Source organism: Stenotrophomonas sp. YJH_SMC_119, assembly GCF_059368315.1.
The window spans coordinates 243,576-257,947 of sequence record NZ_JCAFRP010000002.1 but is presented as its reverse complement, the minus strand read 5'-3'; the positions used below and the strand labels follow the sequence as shown (position 1 = coordinate 257,947).

General features: G+C 66.9%; 17 protein-coding genes. 9 read left to right on the top strand and 8 right to left on the bottom strand.

Annotated elements, in window-relative coordinates; all coding sequences use genetic code 11:
- Position 1: 1 nt before the first annotated feature.
- Positions 2 to 898 (bottom strand): RNA polymerase sigma-70 factor, encoded by an 897-nt coding sequence (locus tag AC5P6S_RS05485; protein WP_012480795.1) that lies wholly within the window; start codon positions 896 to 898, stop codon positions 2 to 4.
- 146 nt (positions 899 to 1,044) lie between these two features.
- Between AC5P6S_RS05485 and AC5P6S_RS05480 the strand changes: the two genes are divergently transcribed.
- From AC5P6S_RS05480 to AC5P6S_RS05470, 3 genes are all read left to right on the top strand, one after another.
- The gene (locus AC5P6S_RS05480) at positions 1,045 to 2,562 is read left to right on the top strand and encodes a fumarate hydratase (RefSeq protein ID WP_005410296.1); all 1,518 of its coding nucleotides are present in this window, start codon (positions 1,045 to 1,047) and stop codon (positions 2,560 to 2,562) included.
- Positions 2,563 to 2,689: 127 nt separating this feature from the next.
- Positions 2,690 to 3,028 (top strand): hypothetical protein, encoded by a 339-nt coding sequence (locus tag AC5P6S_RS05475; RefSeq protein ID WP_005410295.1) that lies wholly within the window; start codon positions 2,690 to 2,692, stop codon positions 3,026 to 3,028.
- Between the two features lie 58 nt (positions 3,029 to 3,086).
- The gene (locus tag AC5P6S_RS05470; RefSeq protein ID WP_012480793.1) at positions 3,087 to 3,722 is read left to right on the top strand and encodes a glutathione S-transferase family protein; all 636 of its coding nucleotides are present in this window, start codon (positions 3,087 to 3,089) and stop codon (positions 3,720 to 3,722) included.
- Positions 3,723 to 3,910: 188 nt separating this feature from the next.
- Here the strand turns inward: AC5P6S_RS05470 and arsC are convergent, their stop codons facing one another.
- The 3 genes from arsC to AC5P6S_RS05455 all read right to left on the bottom strand — a co-directional run bounded on the left by arsC (position 3,911) and on the right by AC5P6S_RS05455 (position 6,011).
- Positions 3,911 to 4,252 (bottom strand): arsenate reductase (glutaredoxin), encoded by a 342-nt coding sequence (gene arsC / locus AC5P6S_RS05465; protein ID WP_062607409.1) that lies wholly within the window; start codon positions 4,250 to 4,252, stop codon positions 3,911 to 3,913.
- A complete protein-coding gene (locus AC5P6S_RS05460; protein WP_005413953.1) occupies positions 4,252 to 5,406 on the bottom strand; it encodes a phospholipase A in 1,155 nt (384 codons plus the stop codon). The genes arsC and AC5P6S_RS05460 overlap by 1 nt, the downstream gene beginning before the upstream one ends.
- Before the next feature lie 119 nt (positions 5,407 to 5,525).
- On the bottom strand, positions 5,526 to 6,011 hold the full coding sequence (locus tag AC5P6S_RS05455; RefSeq protein WP_033835435.1) for a DUF456 domain-containing protein: 486 nt from the start codon (positions 6,009 to 6,011) through the stop codon (positions 5,526 to 5,528).
- Between the two features lie 236 nt (positions 6,012 to 6,247).
- Here AC5P6S_RS05455 and AC5P6S_RS05450 point away from each other — a divergent pair, with 236 nt between their 5' ends.
- Positions 6,248 to 6,457: a cold-shock protein gene (locus tag AC5P6S_RS05450; protein WP_005410290.1), complete on the top strand. Its 210-nt coding sequence runs from the start codon at positions 6,248 to 6,250 to the stop codon at positions 6,455 to 6,457.
- A 74-nt stretch (positions 6,458 to 6,531) separates the two neighbouring features.
- Here the strand turns inward: AC5P6S_RS05450 and AC5P6S_RS05445 are convergent, their stop codons facing one another.
- Both AC5P6S_RS05445 and AC5P6S_RS05440 read right to left on the bottom strand, forming a co-directional pair.
- Positions 6,532 to 7,026 (bottom strand): glycine zipper 2TM domain-containing protein, encoded by a 495-nt coding sequence (locus AC5P6S_RS05445; protein ID WP_005410289.1) that lies wholly within the window; start codon positions 7,024 to 7,026, stop codon positions 6,532 to 6,534.
- Positions 7,027 to 7,162: 136 nt separating this feature from the next.
- Positions 7,163 to 7,597 (bottom strand): hypothetical protein, encoded by a 435-nt coding sequence (locus AC5P6S_RS05440; RefSeq protein ID WP_012480790.1) that lies wholly within the window; start codon positions 7,595 to 7,597, stop codon positions 7,163 to 7,165.
- An 80-nt stretch (positions 7,598 to 7,677) separates the two neighbouring features.
- On the opposite strand from AC5P6S_RS05440, the gene AC5P6S_RS05435 reads away from it, so the two are divergent.
- Positions 7,678 to 8,502 carry a tRNA threonylcarbamoyladenosine dehydratase gene (locus AC5P6S_RS05435; protein ID WP_495204510.1) on the top strand — a complete coding sequence of 275 codons (825 nt, stop codon included), beginning with the start codon at positions 7,678 to 7,680 and terminating at the stop codon, positions 8,500 to 8,502.
- Between the two features lie 34 nt (positions 8,503 to 8,536).
- On the opposite strand, the gene AC5P6S_RS05430 is transcribed toward AC5P6S_RS05435, so the two are convergent.
- Together AC5P6S_RS05430 and AC5P6S_RS05425 are read right to left on the bottom strand one after the other, a co-directional pair.
- On the bottom strand, positions 8,537 to 9,310 hold the full coding sequence (locus AC5P6S_RS05430; RefSeq protein WP_080353398.1) for a TatD family hydrolase: 774 nt from the start codon (positions 9,308 to 9,310) through the stop codon (positions 8,537 to 8,539).
- Positions 9,307 to 9,525 carry a DUF6116 family protein gene (locus tag AC5P6S_RS05425; RefSeq protein ID WP_005410285.1) on the bottom strand — a complete coding sequence of 73 codons (219 nt, stop codon included), beginning with the start codon at positions 9,523 to 9,525 and terminating at the stop codon, positions 9,307 to 9,309. Before AC5P6S_RS05425 ends, AC5P6S_RS05430 begins: the two co-directional genes overlap by 4 nt.
- Before the next feature lie 163 nt (positions 9,526 to 9,688).
- Here AC5P6S_RS05425 and AC5P6S_RS05420 point away from each other — a divergent pair, with 163 nt between their 5' ends.
- The 4 genes from AC5P6S_RS05420 to AC5P6S_RS05405 all read left to right on the top strand — a co-directional run bounded on the left by AC5P6S_RS05420 (position 9,689) and on the right by AC5P6S_RS05405 (position 14,372).
- Positions 9,689 to 10,531, top strand: a complete 843-nt coding sequence (locus tag AC5P6S_RS05420) for a glycine zipper 2TM domain-containing protein (RefSeq protein WP_005410284.1) — start codon at positions 9,689 to 9,691, stop codon at positions 10,529 to 10,531.
- Positions 10,532 to 10,654: 123 nt separating this feature from the next.
- Entirely contained in the window at positions 10,655 to 11,197 is a 543-nt protein-coding gene (locus AC5P6S_RS05415) for a GNAT family N-acetyltransferase (protein WP_005410283.1), read from the top strand.
- Between the two features lie 176 nt (positions 11,198 to 11,373).
- Positions 11,374 to 12,030, top strand: a complete 657-nt coding sequence (locus AC5P6S_RS05410) for a glutathione S-transferase family protein (protein WP_005410282.1) — start codon at positions 11,374 to 11,376, stop codon at positions 12,028 to 12,030.
- A gap of 62 nt (positions 12,031 to 12,092) precedes the next feature.
- The gene (locus AC5P6S_RS05405; protein ID WP_005410281.1) at positions 12,093 to 14,372 is read left to right on the top strand and encodes a transketolase C-terminal domain-containing protein; all 2,280 of its coding nucleotides are present in this window, start codon (positions 12,093 to 12,095) and stop codon (positions 14,370 to 14,372) included.

Sequence of the window (14,372 nt, the reverse complement as noted above, 5' to 3'; positions counted from 1 at the left end):
ACTACCAGGACGCCGCAGCGTCGCCGCGCGTGACAACCTTCGGCAACTTTTCCGGATTCAACACGCTGTACACGTTGGCGATGCGGCCATCGACCACCTCGATGGTGGTGACCGAGTGCAAGCGATCACCCACAAAGCGCAGGATCGCCGGCTCGCCGTTGACGTAGCCCAACTGCGCCGGATGCACCGCGCCGCGGCGGGCAATGGCCCAGAACAGGCGACCGATGCGCTCGGCGCCCAGCAGCGGGCGCACCGCTGCGGTGACCACGCCGCCGCCGTCGGACACCAGCAACGCGTTGGTGTGCAGCAGGGCCTGGATCGCCTCGCTGTCGCCGCGCTGCGAGGCATCCATGAAGCGCGCCAGCAGCTGCCGGTGCTGGCTGGCATCGGCGTTGAAGCGCGGCCGTCCGGCCTGCAGGCGCTGCCGGGCACGGTGCACCAGCTGCCGGCAGTTGGCCTCGCTGTGGCCGATCAGCTCGGCGATCTCGCGGTAGTCGTGGTCGAAGGCCTCCTTCAGCAGGAAAGCGGCGCGTTCCTCGGGGCCGAGCTGTTCAAGCAGGGTCAGGAAGGCGACCGAAACGTCGTCGGCCAGGGCATGCAGCTGGGCCGGGCCGGGCGCCGGGTCGGGCTCCAGGGTGACCGCCAGCGGCTCGGCCAGCCATGGGCCGACGTAGTGCACGCGCTCGCGCTTGGCCGCGCGCAGCCGGTCCAGGCCGAGCCGGGTGGTGGTGGTGACCAGCCAGGCTTCGGGGTCGCGGATGGCCGCCGGGTCGGCGCCGGACCAGCGCAGCCAGGCATCCTGGACCACGTCTTCGGCGTCGGCGCGGCTGCCAAGCAGGCGGTAGGCCAGGGCCATCAGGCGCGGGCGGTGGGTCTGGAAAGCGTTTTCGGCGTTCATGTGGGCAAGGACGCCGCAGTGGCGCGTGGCGTGACAGAGCGTCGGGGGAATCTTGCCGGCCAGCGGCCGGCACTACCACCCCGGGGCCGGGGGAGGGGGTAAAATGGGCGGATTACCCCCGCCAGCCTCGAGCAAGCGAGCAAGACGTGACATCGATCAAGCAGGAAGACCTCATCCAGTCCATCGCCGACGCGCTGCAGTACATCTCGTACTACCACCCGGTCGACTACATCAAGAACCTCGCCGCCGCTTACGAGCGCGAGGAGTCGCCGGCCGCGAAGGAAGCGATGGCCCAGATCCTGATCAATTCGCGGATGTGCGCCGAAGGCCACCGTCCGATCTGCCAGGACACCGGCATCGTCACCGTGTTCCTGGAAATCGGCATGGACGTGCGCTGGGACGACGCCACCATGGGCGTGGAAGACATGGCCAATGAAGGCGTGCGCCGTGCCTACATGCACCCGGACAACAAGCTGCGCGCTTCGGTGCTGGCTGATCCGGCCGGCAAGCGCATCAACACCAAGGACAACACCCCGGGCGTGGTCAACGTCAAGGTGGTGCCGGGCAACAAGGTCGACGTGATCGTCGCCGCCAAGGGCGGTGGTTCGGAAGCGAAGACCAAGTTCGCCATGCTCAACCCGTCCGACTCGATCGTCGACTGGGTGCTGAAGACCGTGCCGACCATGGGCGCCGGCTGGTGCCCGCCGGGCATGCTCGGCATCGGCATCGGTGGCACCGCCGAGAAGGCGATGCTGCTGGCCAAGGAAGCGCTGATGGAGCCGATCGACATCACCGAGCTGCAGGCCCGTGGTGCGTCCAACCGCATCGAAGAGCTGCGCCTGGAGCTGTACGAGAAGGTCAACGCGCTGGGCATCGGTGCGCAGGGCCTGGGTGGCCTGACCACCGTGCTCGACATCAAGATCAACGACTACCCGACCCACGCGGCCAACCTGCCGGTGGCGATGATCCCGAACTGCGCGGCCACCCGCCATGCGCACTTCACCCTCGATGGCAGCGGCCCGGTGATGCTGGACCCGCCGTCGCTGGAAGACTGGCCGAAGCTGACCTACGACGCGTCCAAGGGCACCCGCGTGGACCTGGACACGATCACGCCGGAAGACGTGGCCAGCTGGAAGCCGGGCCAGACCCTGCTGCTCAACGGCAAGTTGCTGACCGGCCGCGATGCCGCGCACAAGCGCATGGTCGACATGCTCAACAAGGGCGAGCAACTGCCGGTCGATCTGAAGGGCCGCTTCATCTACTACGTCGGCCCGGTCGATCCGGTGCGCGACGAAGTGGTGGGCCCGGCCGGCCCGACCACCGCCACCCGCATGGACAAGTTCACCGAGCAGGTGCTGGCACAGACCGGCCTGCTGGGCATGGTCGGCAAGGCCGAGCGCGGCCCGGCCGCGATCGAGGCGATCAAGAAGCACAAGTCGGCCTACCTGATGGCCGTCGGTGGCTCGGCCTACCTGGTGTCCAAGGCGATCAAGGCCGCCAAGGTGGTTGGTTTCGCTGACCTGGGCATGGAGGCGATCTACGAGTTCACCGTGCAGGACATGCCGGTGACCGTGGCAGTCGACTCCACCGGTGAATCGGTGCACAAGACCGGCCCGCGCGAATGGCAGGCCCGCATCGGCAAGATTCCGGTGGTGGTGGAGTAACTCCCCGCACGCTTCGGTCCAGACAACGGCGCCCGTGTGGCGCCGTTGTTGTATCCGGGGGGGGGGATTAACGCGCCTGTAGCCCTTGCTCTGCTACGGTCGGCACACCCTCGCACAGGACGTGTCCATGGCCCTGCATCGATTCATCGTGGTAGGCATGCTGCTGGCGCTGGCCGGCTGCAACACCCCAGCGTCGTACGAAGGCGCGGATTTCCCTGCATCGGCGCAGTGCCGCGTGCAGTGCCAGGCCGGCTATCGCAGCTGCATGGCGCAGAATGACTCTCTCGGCAGCCGCCAGAGCAATTGCGAGCAGCGGATGGTGCCGGCGCCGGACAAGCGCTGCAAGGACGTGGACAACCCGGACCTGCGCCATGCCTGCGAACTGAAGACGCATGACTGTACGATGCGCGCGCCGATGATGTCCTGTGGCGAACGCCGGGATTCCTGCATGAGCAGCTGCGGCTGAGCAACGATCGTGCGCGCGGGCGCATAATCGGCTGATCCACCTGTACAGGATCTTCTGCATGAGCACCACGCTGTATGGTTCGACCAGTACCGCCGCGCTGGTGGTGCACTGGCTGCTGATCGAGCTGGGCATCGAGCATGAACTGGTGCTGCTGGATTTCGACGCGCGCGAGCACAAGTCGGCGCAGTACCTGGCGCTGAATCCGGCCGGTGTGGTGCCGACACTGCTGATCGATGGCCTGGTACTGACCGAAGCGGCGGCCATTGCGTTGTACCTGGCTGATCGCCATCCGGACGCCAACCTGCTGCCCGCGCTGGGCACGCCGCAGCGCGCCGATGCCTACCGCTGGATGTTCTGGTGTGCCAATACGCTGCAGCCGGCCTATCGAGCCTGGTTCTATCCACACGAAATGGCGGGCGAGGCGAATATCGAGGCCAGCCGCGGCATGGCACGGCAGCGCCTGGAAGCGGCCTGGCAGCATGTGGCCGCGCACCTGCATGCACATGGCCCCTACCTGCTGGGCGCCACGCCCTGCGTGGTCGACTACATGCTGGTGATGCTGATGCGCTGGTCGCGCAACATGCCCAGGCCCACCGACACCTGGCCGGTACTGAAGGCGCACGCCACGTCGATGAAGGCGCGCCCGGCGTTCGCCGAGGTGTACCGCCGCGAAGGCATCACCGACTGGCTGTAAGCCAGCCGGGGGGGAGGGCATCCGGGTAGAAGAGGGCGCTGGGGTAGAGTCGACTGTCAGTCGACTATCGCACGCAGTGCGGGCTTTTCCGCGGATGCATATGAAGGGTGAGGAGGGAGTCGACTAACAGTCGACTCTACCAACAGTCGACTCTACCAACACGCTCCGCTACGCGGCGGCGAGGCGGGTTACAGGATCTCCAGCACTGTTTCCGGTGGACGGCACAGGCGTGTGCCCTTGTCCGTGCGCACCACGGGGCGGTTGATCAGTCGCGGGTGTTCGGCCATCGCGGCCAGCAGCGTGGCCTCGTCCGCACCTTCCAGGCCCAGTTCGGCGAACTGCGCCTCCTTGCTGCGCACCAGATCACGTGCGCTCAATCCTGATTCGGCCAGCACCTGGCGCAGTGTAGCCACATCGGGTGGATTGCCGAGATACTCGATCACCGCTGGATCAAAGCCGGCATCACGTATCAGCTTCAATGCGCCGCGCGAGTTGCTGCAGGCCGGGTTGTGCCAGATCGTCACGGGCATCAGAACCACTCCAGCAGCGACACGCCCACGCCCACGTAGGTGGCCTTGTGGTTGTAGTCGATCAGGCTTTCGCCGTAACCGTCGAACACCTGCACATGCCCGCGCAGCAGGTTGCTGATCGGGAAACCGTAATCCAGCTGCAGGGCACCGTGCGAGCGGCTGCCGGTGCGCAGCGAATGGCGCGCCATCAGCGAGACTTCGTGGCCGTTGCGGTTCCAAGTCAGGGTCGCATCACCGCGGCCCATGTAATCCTCGATGTCCGGGTTGTTGTCGTCGCTGCGGGTCTCGGGAATGCGGTACCAGGGGCGCAGTACCAGCGCCCAGTTCTCGCGGTCCAGGCCGATGTTGAGCATCACCCGGTTCCAGCTGCGCGAAAGCGGGTCGGCGCGGCCGTTGGATTGGTGGTTCAGCGCGATGCCGGTCATGCGCCCGCGCCAGCCACCGATCGAGTAGCCGTTGCGGAACACCATCATCACTTCCGGCTCGTAATTGGTTTCGCGGAACGGGCGCGAATCCTCGCCGTTGTAGGCCTGCCAGCGCGAGCTCTGGGTGTAGCCGGCCCAGATGTCGCCGTTGTCGCCGAACAGGTTCTCGGCGATCTTGGTCTTGAAACTGATCTGGAACTTCAGCTCGGCACTGTCCAGCACCTGCGGCGTGGTGACCGTGTTGGCCGGGTTCGGCGAATGCGGCGTGGTGTTGCGATCGCTGGTCCAGAACGCCGGCAGCAGGTACACCGGCTTGTAGGCGCGCAGCTGGAACGGGCCCAGCTTGGAGTCCTCGGCCAGTTCCCAGCGGCTGTCCAGCAACGAACCGCGGCCAGCATTGGCCAGTGCGCTGTCAGGGGCTGCTGGACGGAACAGATCGCTGACCCGCTCGCGCAGCTTCTCTTCGCCCTGGCTCACGCGTGCAGTCTGGCGTTCTTCGCGACGGGCCTGCGCGGCCGCCTCGGCCGCAGCGTCGGCCTCGGCAGTGGCCTGCGGGGTACGGCCGAACTGGCGGTCATAACAGGCCAGGCGGGCAGCATCGGTGGTAATCGCCGCGCACGCGGCCGGCGAGGCTTCGGCGCTGGGCGCGAACTCCTGCGCGGCCAGCGGCGCACTGGCCAGGGCCAGCGCCAGCGGCGCGAGACGGGGAAGCAGCGGAGACAGGGTCATTGCAGCAGGCCCTTAGGTGAATACGGGAATCGCACAGTGTGGCGGCTGCACCGGTTCACGGCCAGCCCCCACGGTTTATGCACGGGCACCGCGTGCGCGCGGCGTGAAGGCAGTGCGGGTTACAGGAACCAGGCGAAGGCGAACAGGCCGAGCATCGCGATCACCACGGCCAGTTTCAGCGCCAGGCCGAGCAGGATACCGAGCCAGGTGGCCAGGCCTACCTTGGTCGAGCGCCCCAGTTCGCGGGTGTGCCAGTACTCGCCGGCCAGGGCGCCGATCAGGGGGCCTGCAAAGAGGCCGATCGGCATGAAGAACAGGCCGACGATGCTGCCGACGAACGTACCCCACAGTGCCTTGCGGCTGGCACCGACCCGCTGCGCACCCACCACCGTGGCCAGCACGTCCACCAGCAGCGAGAGGACGGTCAGTACGCCCAGCGCGACCAGGGTCGGCCAGCCGACGTGGGTGAAGCCGTCCGCCCAGGCCGCCAGCAGCAGTCCGATGAACACCAGCGGGATGCCGGGCAGGGCCGGCAGGATGATTCCGGCGATGCCGACAAGGACAAAAATGACCGCTAGCAGATATAAGATGAATGAGAGTCCCATGCTGTCCCGTATGGTCGCCGTTTTGGGGTTGACAGTGAAAGATTTTGCCAGTTGCTTTTTCGTTTTGGGCGGGTTAAGTTGCAGTCGCTGAGCTTGGCAAGGTCACCGTGGATCGTGGCCTGATGAAGCAAGATCTTCCCGATCCGCTGCATCGATGCACCTCGCTTCCCCCTTGCTTGTCAGCCGCCCACCAGGCGTTTCCAACAACAAGAGAGAGTCACCAGGGAGTTAGTGAGATGTCTGATCGCGAGACCGGTACCGTCAAGTGGTTCAACGATGCAAAGGGCTTCGGCTTCATCAGCCGTGAAAACGGCGAAGACGTGTTCGTGCACTTCCGTGCCATCCAGACCCAGGGCTTCAAGAGCCTGAAGGAAGGCCAGAAGGTCACCTTCACCGTCGTGCAGGGCCAGAAGGGCCTGCAGGCCGACGCCGTGCAGCCGACCTGATCGCGCTGCAAGCCGTCACATGAAAAAGGCCCGCGCAAGCGGGCCTTTTTTCTTTGCCGCCGGCCCGGCGCAGGTCAGCGCAGGATGACCTTGCCGTTGACCACGCGCACGTAGGTGTTTTCGCGGATGCCGCCGAGGTCGCGCTGGTTGACCACGATGGTGCGGCCATCGTCCATGCGCACGCTGATGTCGTAGGTATCACTGGTCACGTTCTTCTGGATCTGGTTGCCGGCCAGCGCGCCACCGACTGCGCCTGCGGCCGCAGCGATGTTCTTGTTGCCACGGCTGCCACCGGTGTGATCGGAGATCTCATGGCCGGCCACGGCACCGACGATGCCGCCGAGGATGGCGCCGGTCGCGCTGGGCGCGGTGCGGCCCGACGGCACGGTGTTGATGCGGGTGACGATGCCACAGTCAGCGCAACGGCCCTGGTTGTAACCGCCGTTGTTGCCGTAGCCACCATTGTTGTAGCCGTTGTTGTAACCACCGCCACCGTAGCCGGGCGAGGTGGCACAGCCAGCCAGGGCGAGGGTAGCGATGGCGCTGGCGGCAATGAGCTGGATCTTCATGGAGCGTCTCCTGGCCGTGAAGGCGGGTGTGTTGGGTGGTACTGCGTCATGCAGCAGGGTGGACGAATCCTCTCCTTTCGAACGTGAACAAGGTGCCAACCAGGTGTGCCTTGCCCGGCTACAGGATGAATGCGCGTCAGCGGAAGTCCTGGTGGCAGGCGCGGCAGTCGGCCTGCACGGTTTCCACGACCTTGGCCAGGGCGGTGCAGTCACTGGGCGGAGCCGCCAATGCGGCGTTGAGGTTGCCGCGCAGCTGGCTGGCGTGCTGCTGGAACCGGCCGTTGTCCTTCAGCCCGGGAAAGGCCAGGTCGAGGTCGTTGGACAGAAGGCGCAGGGCCTGCAGCCGCGGCACGCTGTCGGCCAGGCTGCAGCGGTTCTGCTGCTGGGCCTGCTGCAGCAGCTGCGCTTGCCGCTGCATCACCTGCATCAGGCTGTCCGGGAACGGGTCGCGGCGGGCCTGCAGGGCGCGGCCGACCATGACCGTGGCGACCAGGCCGATCAGCAGGCCCAGGCACAGCACGAACAGGTACCGCTGGGCAGTGGACGGGCGGCGGGGCGGGCTGGCGTTCATGGCGGGCTCTCCTGGCGTGCAACGTTGGGTTCGATGCCGGCGCGCTGTAGGCGCTGGCGCCTGCACGTTAAAATAGCCGCATGAACGAACAGGTCAAACAACGCTTCGCCGGCATCGAACGGCTGTATGGCGTAGGTGCGCTCGAGCGCCTGCAGGGCAGCCGCGTGGCGGTGGTGGGCATGGGCGGGGTCGGCTCGTGGGTGGTGGAAGCGCTGGCGCGTTCGGCGGTCGGCCACCTGACCCTGATCGACGCCGATGACATCTGCGTGTCCAACACCAACCGGCAGCTGCCGGCGATGGAAGGCAACTACGGCCGCAACAAGGCCGAGGCGATGGCCGAGCGCTGCCGTGCGATCAACCCTGACATCGAGGTGGATGCCGTGCAGGCATTCCTGACCGTGTCGAACATGGCCGAGTTGCTGGACCGTGGCTTCGACTTGGTGATCGATGCCTGCGACAGCTTCCGGGTGAAGGTCGAGACGATCGCCTGGTGCCGTCGCCGCAAGCTGCCGCTGCTGACCGTGGGGGCTGCCGGTGGTCGCACCGATCCGACCCTGGTGCGCATCCGCGATGTCTCGCGCACCGAGCATGACGCCATGCTGGCGCTGATCCGCAAGAAGCTGCGCAGCGAGTTCAATTTCCCGAAGAATGCCAAGCGCTATTTTGGCGTACCGGCGGTGTACTCGCTGGAAAACGTGAAGTATCCGCAGGCCGATGGCAGCGTCTGCGGCATCCGCCCGAACCTCGGTGCGGATTCTGCATTGAAACTGGACTGTGGCGCAGGCCTCGGTGCGGCAACCCACATCACCGGTGCCTTCGCCTTTGCGGCGGTCGGCAAGGCGCTTGAAATGCTGCTGGAGCCGAAGAAGGTGAAGGCCGAAGTGGTCGAGTCCAGCGAGGTGTGATGGATCGTGCCGGCCAGCGGCCGGCACCTGCCCGTTACATTGCCGGCAGCGCGAACAGGCGCCGCGCATTCTCCGTCGTGGCCTGGGCCACCGCGTCCAGCTCCATCCCGCGCAGTGCGGCCACGTGGCGGGCGATGACTGCCAGTCGCGCTGGTTCGTTGCGCTGGCCGCGGATGCCGGCGTCAGGCTGGTCGGGCGCGTCGGTCTCCAGCAGCAGCTGTTCCAGCGGCATCCCGCGCACCAGGCGCTGCAGCCGTTGCGCGCGATCGTAGGTCAGCGGACCACCGAGACCGAGCAGGAAGCCTTGCCGATGTAGTTGCGCGGCCTGTTCCGGGCTGCCGGAAAAGCTGTGCACCACGCCGCGCAGGCCGCCGACGCGACGGATCGCGGCAATGACCGCATCCACCGCGCGTCGCGCATGCACGATCACCGGCAGCTCGAACTCGCGGGCCAGTTGCAGCTGGCCGATGAAGTACGCCTGTTGCGCCTCTGCATCCAGTCCCTCGACGAAGAAGTCCAGCCCGCATTCGCCGATCGCGCACGGGCGTTCGCGAACGATCCATTCGCGCAGCAGCGGCAGATGGTCGGGCCGGTGCTCGGCCAGGAACATCGGATGCAGGCCGTAGGCCGGGTACAGCCCCGGTGCCTGCCGGCAGACCTCGCGCAGCTTCGGCCAGCTGGCGGCCGTGACGGCCGGTACCACCTGCTCGCGCACGCCCGCAGCGCCCGCGCGCTCGATCACCGCCGTGCGGTCAGCATCGAATTCACTGGCATCCAGATGGCAGTGGCTGTCGACCAGCGGAATCAACGCTGTTCCAGCGGCGGCGGGGCCGGGACTGTATTGCGGCTCTTCCAGTTGGCCAGCAGCAGGGTGCCGAAGCCCAGTACCAGCTCGTCGACGAACGGAATCGGGTCGGGAATGAACAGGGTCAGCACGAACAGGCCGGCGGTCAGCTTGAACAGGGTGGGGTAGCGCAGCCGGCGGGCCCATTGCAGTACCGGCAGCAGCATCGGGTTGGCCATGGCGTGGATCCTCGTGGGGACTATGCAAACGCTACCACGGGCCCAGCATTTCCCGATGCTGAATGGGTTACAGGAATGAGCAGGAAATGTGGAGATTCCGTTCAGGCAGTGCATGCTGCAATCTGGGCCGAGAACGTTGCGGATGGTCCGCAAGGAGCAGGTCATGAAAAGCACAACTACAACTGTCCTGGTCGCAGCGGGCGCGCTGCTGGTCGGTGGCATCGCCACCGCCGCCTTCATGAAGAGTGGCGACAAGTCGCCTGATTCCATCAGCGCCGGAACCCCCAACGGTGAATCGCGGCTGGTTGACGGCAATGCCGTTGACGATGGCGCGCGTGGTGACAAGCTCGACCCGTCTGCACCGCGCGGGCTGGAATACGCCGACGTGCTGAAGGTCGACCCGATCACCGAGAAGCAGAAGGCCTACGCCACCGTGATCGGCACCGATCCCGTGCGCGAGACCTCCACCACCCAGACCCCGCACGAGGTCTGCCAGGACGTGACCGTGCAGGAGCGCCTGCCGGAGCGTGACGGCAACGTCGGCGGCACCGTGGTCGGCGCGGTGGTCGGCGGCCTGCTCGGCAACCAGGTCGGCGGTGGCAACGGCAAGAAGGCCGCGACCGCAGCCGGTGCCGTGGCCGGTGGCTTCATCGGCAACCAGATCGACAAGCGCCATGTGGGTGGCCGCGTGGTCAACCGCACCGAGCGCCAGTGCCACACCGAGACCGCCACCTCCGAGTCGAGCCGTGTTACCGGCTACAACGTGACCTACCGCAACGAGGACGGCACCACCGGCACCATGCGCATGGCCAGCAAGCCGGGCAACCGCATCGCCATGGGCACCAATGACGTGGTGAAGGGCTACAACGTGACCTACCGCTACGACGGCGCCGAGAAGACCGTGCGCATGGACAACAAGCCGGCCAGCGATCGCCTGCCGGTGGTCGATGGCCAGCTGGTCACGCAGACCGCTGCTGCCGGCGCCACTGCGGCCACGCGCCAGTAATCCAGAATACGTGCTGTACCCGACGGGCCGGCGCATGCCGGCCCGTTTCGTTGTGAGCGCGGGCATTCATCCGTGTGGAGGCGGAATCCACCATCATGGTGGCCCCTTCGACATGGAGTCGGCATGAGCATCTTCGACCTGCGCCTGGAAACCGAGCGCCTGATCCTGCGTCCGCTGCTGCGCGAGGACTACGAACCCTATCTGGCGTTCTGCGCCGACGAGGAAACGATGCGCACGCTCGGTGGCGTGCAGCCGCCTTCGGTAGCCTGGCGCGGCTTCTGCAGCCTGGCTGGCGCCTGGCAGCTGTTCGGCTTTTCGATGTTCAGCGTGATCGAAAAATCCAGCGGGGACTGGATCGGGCGGATGGGCCCCTGGCAACCGCAGGACTGGCCGGGTACCGAGGTCGGCTGGGGCATCCGCCGCGCCAGCTGGGGCCGGGGCTATGCGCCGGAAGCGGCGGTCGCGGCGATCGACTGGGCCTTCGACACGCTGGGTTGGCACGAGGTGATCCATACCATCGCCGAGAACAACGACAACTCGCGGGCGGTCGCGCGCAAGCTGGGCAGCACGTTGCTGCGGATGGGCGAACTGCCGCCGCCGTACAACGACAAACCGATGCAGATCTGGGGCCAGTCGCGCGAACAGTGGCGGCAGCGTGCACGCTGAACGTGGCCCGGTAGTGCCGGCCGCTGGCCGGCAACCTCGTTGCAGCAGGATTCGTGCGATTGCCGGCCAGCGGCAAGCACTACCGGGGTGCCATGCTGCATCCGCGCTTGGCATTCCCTGGCGCACTTGCCAGACTGCACGCAGCCGGCCGCCGGCCGGATCCGATGGAGCAGGCAATGGTGGAAGAGCGCGTCCCGCTGACGGTGCATGGCATGTCGGTCTCGGGCAATTGCCACAAGGTCCGGCTGCTGCTTGAGCAGCTCGGCAGCCGTTACCGCTGGGTGGAAGTGGACAGTGCCCATGGCCAGACCCACACGCCCGAATTCCTGGCGCTCAACCCGAATGCCAAGGTGCCGCTGATCGTCCGCGACGACGGCCGCGTGCTGACCGAGTCCAACGCGATCCTGTTCTGGCTGGCCGAAGGCACGCCCTACCTGCCCAGCGATGGCTGGGAGCGTGCGCAGGCGTTGAGCTGGATGTTCTTCGAGCAGTACACGCACGAGCCGTGCGTGGCGGTAGCGCGCTTCATCCGGGGCTGGACGGCGCCCGACTCGCCACGCCGTGCCGAACTGCCACGCCTGCACGAGCGTGCCGCCACCGCGTTGGCGGTGATGGAGCAGCACCTGCGCGAAGCGCAGTGGTTCACCGGCAGCGGATACGGCATTGCCGATATCGCCCTGTTTGCCTATACCGATGTGGCGGGCGAGGGCGGCATCAGCCTGGAGCCGTTCCCGGAAGTTCGCGCCTGGCTGCAGCGCGTGCGTGCGCAGCCGCGCTTCCTGCCGATGCCGGCGGTGACCGCCGAGGTGCGCTCGCGCTTCGAGGCGGCTTGATGCCCACAGGGTAGCGCCCGGTATTGCCGGGCGGAACGCAACAACGACACGGAGGGTGTTCGATGTTCGCTGTGGTTCCGGATCCGATTCCCGCACGCATGCGGGGGCTCAACCGCGCCGAGGTGTGCGACGTCAATTTCCTTGAGGCGGTGCGCGGGTGGCGCGGGACGCCGCGCCCGCGACCCGCGGCAGATGCTCCGATCCTGCCGGGCAGTACGCTCACCGCTGCCGCCTTCGATGAACTGTTCGACTCGCAGCTGGCCAGCCGCCAGCTGGACCTGATGGCGCGCGTGCTGCGCGTGCAGAACAAGGTCTTCTACACCATCGGTTCGTCCGGCCATGAAGGCAACGCGCTGCTGGCGCGGGCCTGCCGGCACACCGATCCTGCCTTCCTGCACTATCGTTCCGGCGCCTTCATGGCCGAGCGTTCGCGGCAGGTGCCGGGCATCGACCCGCTGCGCGATGCGGCACTGTCCTTCGCCGCCAGCGCGGATGATCCGGCCAGCGGTGGCCGCCACAAGGTGTGGGGCAGCAAGCCATTGTGGGTGCTGCCGCAGACCTCGACGATTGCGTCGCACCTGCCCAAGGCGCTGGGTACCGCGCTGGCCATCGAGAGTGGCAAGCGGCTGGGGCACGCGCTGCCCATTCCCACCGACAGCATCGTGCTGTGCTCGTTCGGCGATGCGTCGGCCAACCACGCCACCGCGCAGACCGCCTTCAATACCGCGATGTGGTCGGCCTACCAGAAACTACCGGCGCCGATCCTGTTCGTCTGCGAGGACAATGGCCTGGGCATCTCGGTGAAGACCCCCGATGGCTGGATCGCCGAGCGCTTCAGCCACCAGCCGGGGCTGGACTATTTCTTTGCCGATGGCCTCGACCTGGCCACCGGGCACGCCCAGGTGCAGGCGGCGGTGGAACACTGCCGGCGCACGCGGCGGCCGACCTTCCTGCATCTGCGCACCACGCGCCTGATGGGCCATGCCGGCACCGACTTTGAAGTGGAATGGCGCGCGCTGCCGGAACTGTGCGCGGCCGAGGCGCAGGATCCGCTGCTGCGCTCGGCGCAGATCGCGCTGGAATCAGGCTGGATGGATGCGGCCGCCATCGAAGTGGCCTACGAAACGATGCGCGCGCGTTGCATGGCCGCTGCCGCCGATGCCGAAGGCAGTGCGAAGCTGCAGTCGCTGCGGGAGGTGATGGCGCCGCTGGCACCGTACACCCCTGCAGCGGTGCAGGCCGAAGCGCAGCGCGAGGTCGCTGCCGAAGCACGCGAGGCACTCTATGGCGGTGCCGAGGCATTGCCGGAACGACAGGCGCCGCGGCATCTCGCAATCCAGATCAATCATGGTCTGCAGGAGCTGCTGGCCAAGTATCCGCAGAGCCTGCTGTTCGGCGAGGACGTGGCGCAGAAGGGCGGTGTCTACACCGTCACCAAGGATCTGCTGCGCCGCTTCGGGCCGCGCCGGGTCTTCAACACCCTGCTGGACGAGACCATGATCCTGGGCATGGCGCAGGGCCTGGCCAACATGGGCATGCTGCCGATCCCGGAGATCCAGTACCTGGCCTACCTGCACAACGCCATCGACCAGCTGCGTGGCGAAGCCTGTTCGCTGCAGTTCTTCTCCAACGACCAGTACCGCAACCCGATGCTGGTGCGGGTGGCCGGGCTGGGCTACCAGAAGGGTTTCGGCGGCCATTTCCACAACGACAACTCGGTCACCGCCCTGCGCGACATCCCCGGGCTGGTGGTCGGCTGCCCATCGCGCGGCGACGACGCGGTGATGATGCTGCGCACGCTGGCGGCGCTGGCCCGGGTGGATGGGCGCGTGGCGGTGTTCCTGGAGCCGATCGCGCTGTACATGAGCAAGGACCTGCATGAGCCGGGCGATGGCCAGTGGCTGTTCGACTACCCGGCCCAGGGCCGGGCACTGGTGCCGGGCGAAGGCCGTGTTTACGGGCCGGAGGCTGGCGACCTGGTGGTCTACACCTACGGCAATGGCGTGCCGATGGCGCTGCGCGCAGCGCGGGCCATCGAACAGCAACTGGGCTGGCAGGTACGGGTGGTCGACCTGCGCTGGCTGGTGCCGCTGGATGCGGGCTTCATCGCCAGCCAGGCCGCCAGCGCACGGCGTGTGCTGGTGCTGGACGAGGGCCGCCACAGTGGAGGGGTGGGCGAGGGTGTGGTCACCGCACTGGTCGAGGCCGGTTTCGGCCACCTGCCGCTGCGCCGGGTCTGCGGCGCCGATACCTATACCCCGCTGGCAGGGGCAGCAATGTTCGGGCTTCCAAGCGACAATGCGGTGATTGGCGCCGCCCTTGAACTGGCGCAGGAACCTTGA

Coding starts and splice junctions, on each gene's coding strand:
- AC5P6S_RS05485 (WP_012480795.1), bottom strand. CDS start 898: ATGAACGCCGAAAACGCTTTCCAGACCCACCGCCCGCGCCTGATGGCC.
- AC5P6S_RS05475 (WP_005410295.1), top strand. CDS start 2,690: ATGGCCCTGCATCGATTCATCGTGGTAGGCATGCTGCTGGCGCTGGCC.
- AC5P6S_RS05470 (WP_012480793.1), top strand. CDS start 3,087: ATGAGCACCACGCTGTATGGTTCGACCAGTACCGCCGCGCTGGTGGTG.
- arsC (WP_062607409.1), bottom strand. CDS start 4,252: ATGCCCGTGACGATCTGGCACAACCCGGCCTGCAGCAACTCGCGCGGC.
- AC5P6S_RS05460 (WP_005413953.1), bottom strand. CDS start 5,406: ATGACCCTGTCTCCGCTGCTTCCCCGTCTCGCGCCGCTGGCGCTGGCC.
- AC5P6S_RS05455 (WP_033835435.1), bottom strand. CDS start 6,011: ATGGGACTCTCATTCATCTTATATCTGCTAGCGGTCATTTTTGTCCTT.
- AC5P6S_RS05450 (WP_005410290.1), top strand. CDS start 6,248: ATGTCTGATCGCGAGACCGGTACCGTCAAGTGGTTCAACGATGCAAAG.
- AC5P6S_RS05445 (WP_005410289.1), bottom strand. CDS start 7,026: ATGAAGATCCAGCTCATTGCCGCCAGCGCCATCGCTACCCTCGCCCTG.
- AC5P6S_RS05440 (WP_012480790.1), bottom strand. CDS start 7,597: ATGAACGCCAGCCCGCCCCGCCGCCCGTCCACTGCCCAGCGGTACCTG.
- AC5P6S_RS05435 (WP_495204510.1), top strand. CDS start 7,678: ATGAACGAACAGGTCAAACAACGCTTCGCCGGCATCGAACGGCTGTAT.
- AC5P6S_RS05425 (WP_005410285.1), bottom strand. CDS start 9,525: ATGGCCAACCCGATGCTGCTGCCGGTACTGCAATGGGCCCGCCGGCTG.
- AC5P6S_RS05420 (WP_005410284.1), top strand. CDS start 9,689: ATGAAAAGCACAACTACAACTGTCCTGGTCGCAGCGGGCGCGCTGCTG.
- AC5P6S_RS05415 (WP_005410283.1), top strand. CDS start 10,655: ATGAGCATCTTCGACCTGCGCCTGGAAACCGAGCGCCTGATCCTGCGT.
- AC5P6S_RS05410 (WP_005410282.1), top strand. CDS start 11,374: ATGGTGGAAGAGCGCGTCCCGCTGACGGTGCATGGCATGTCGGTCTCG.
- AC5P6S_RS05405 (WP_005410281.1), top strand. CDS start 12,093: ATGTTCGCTGTGGTTCCGGATCCGATTCCCGCACGCATGCGGGGGCTC.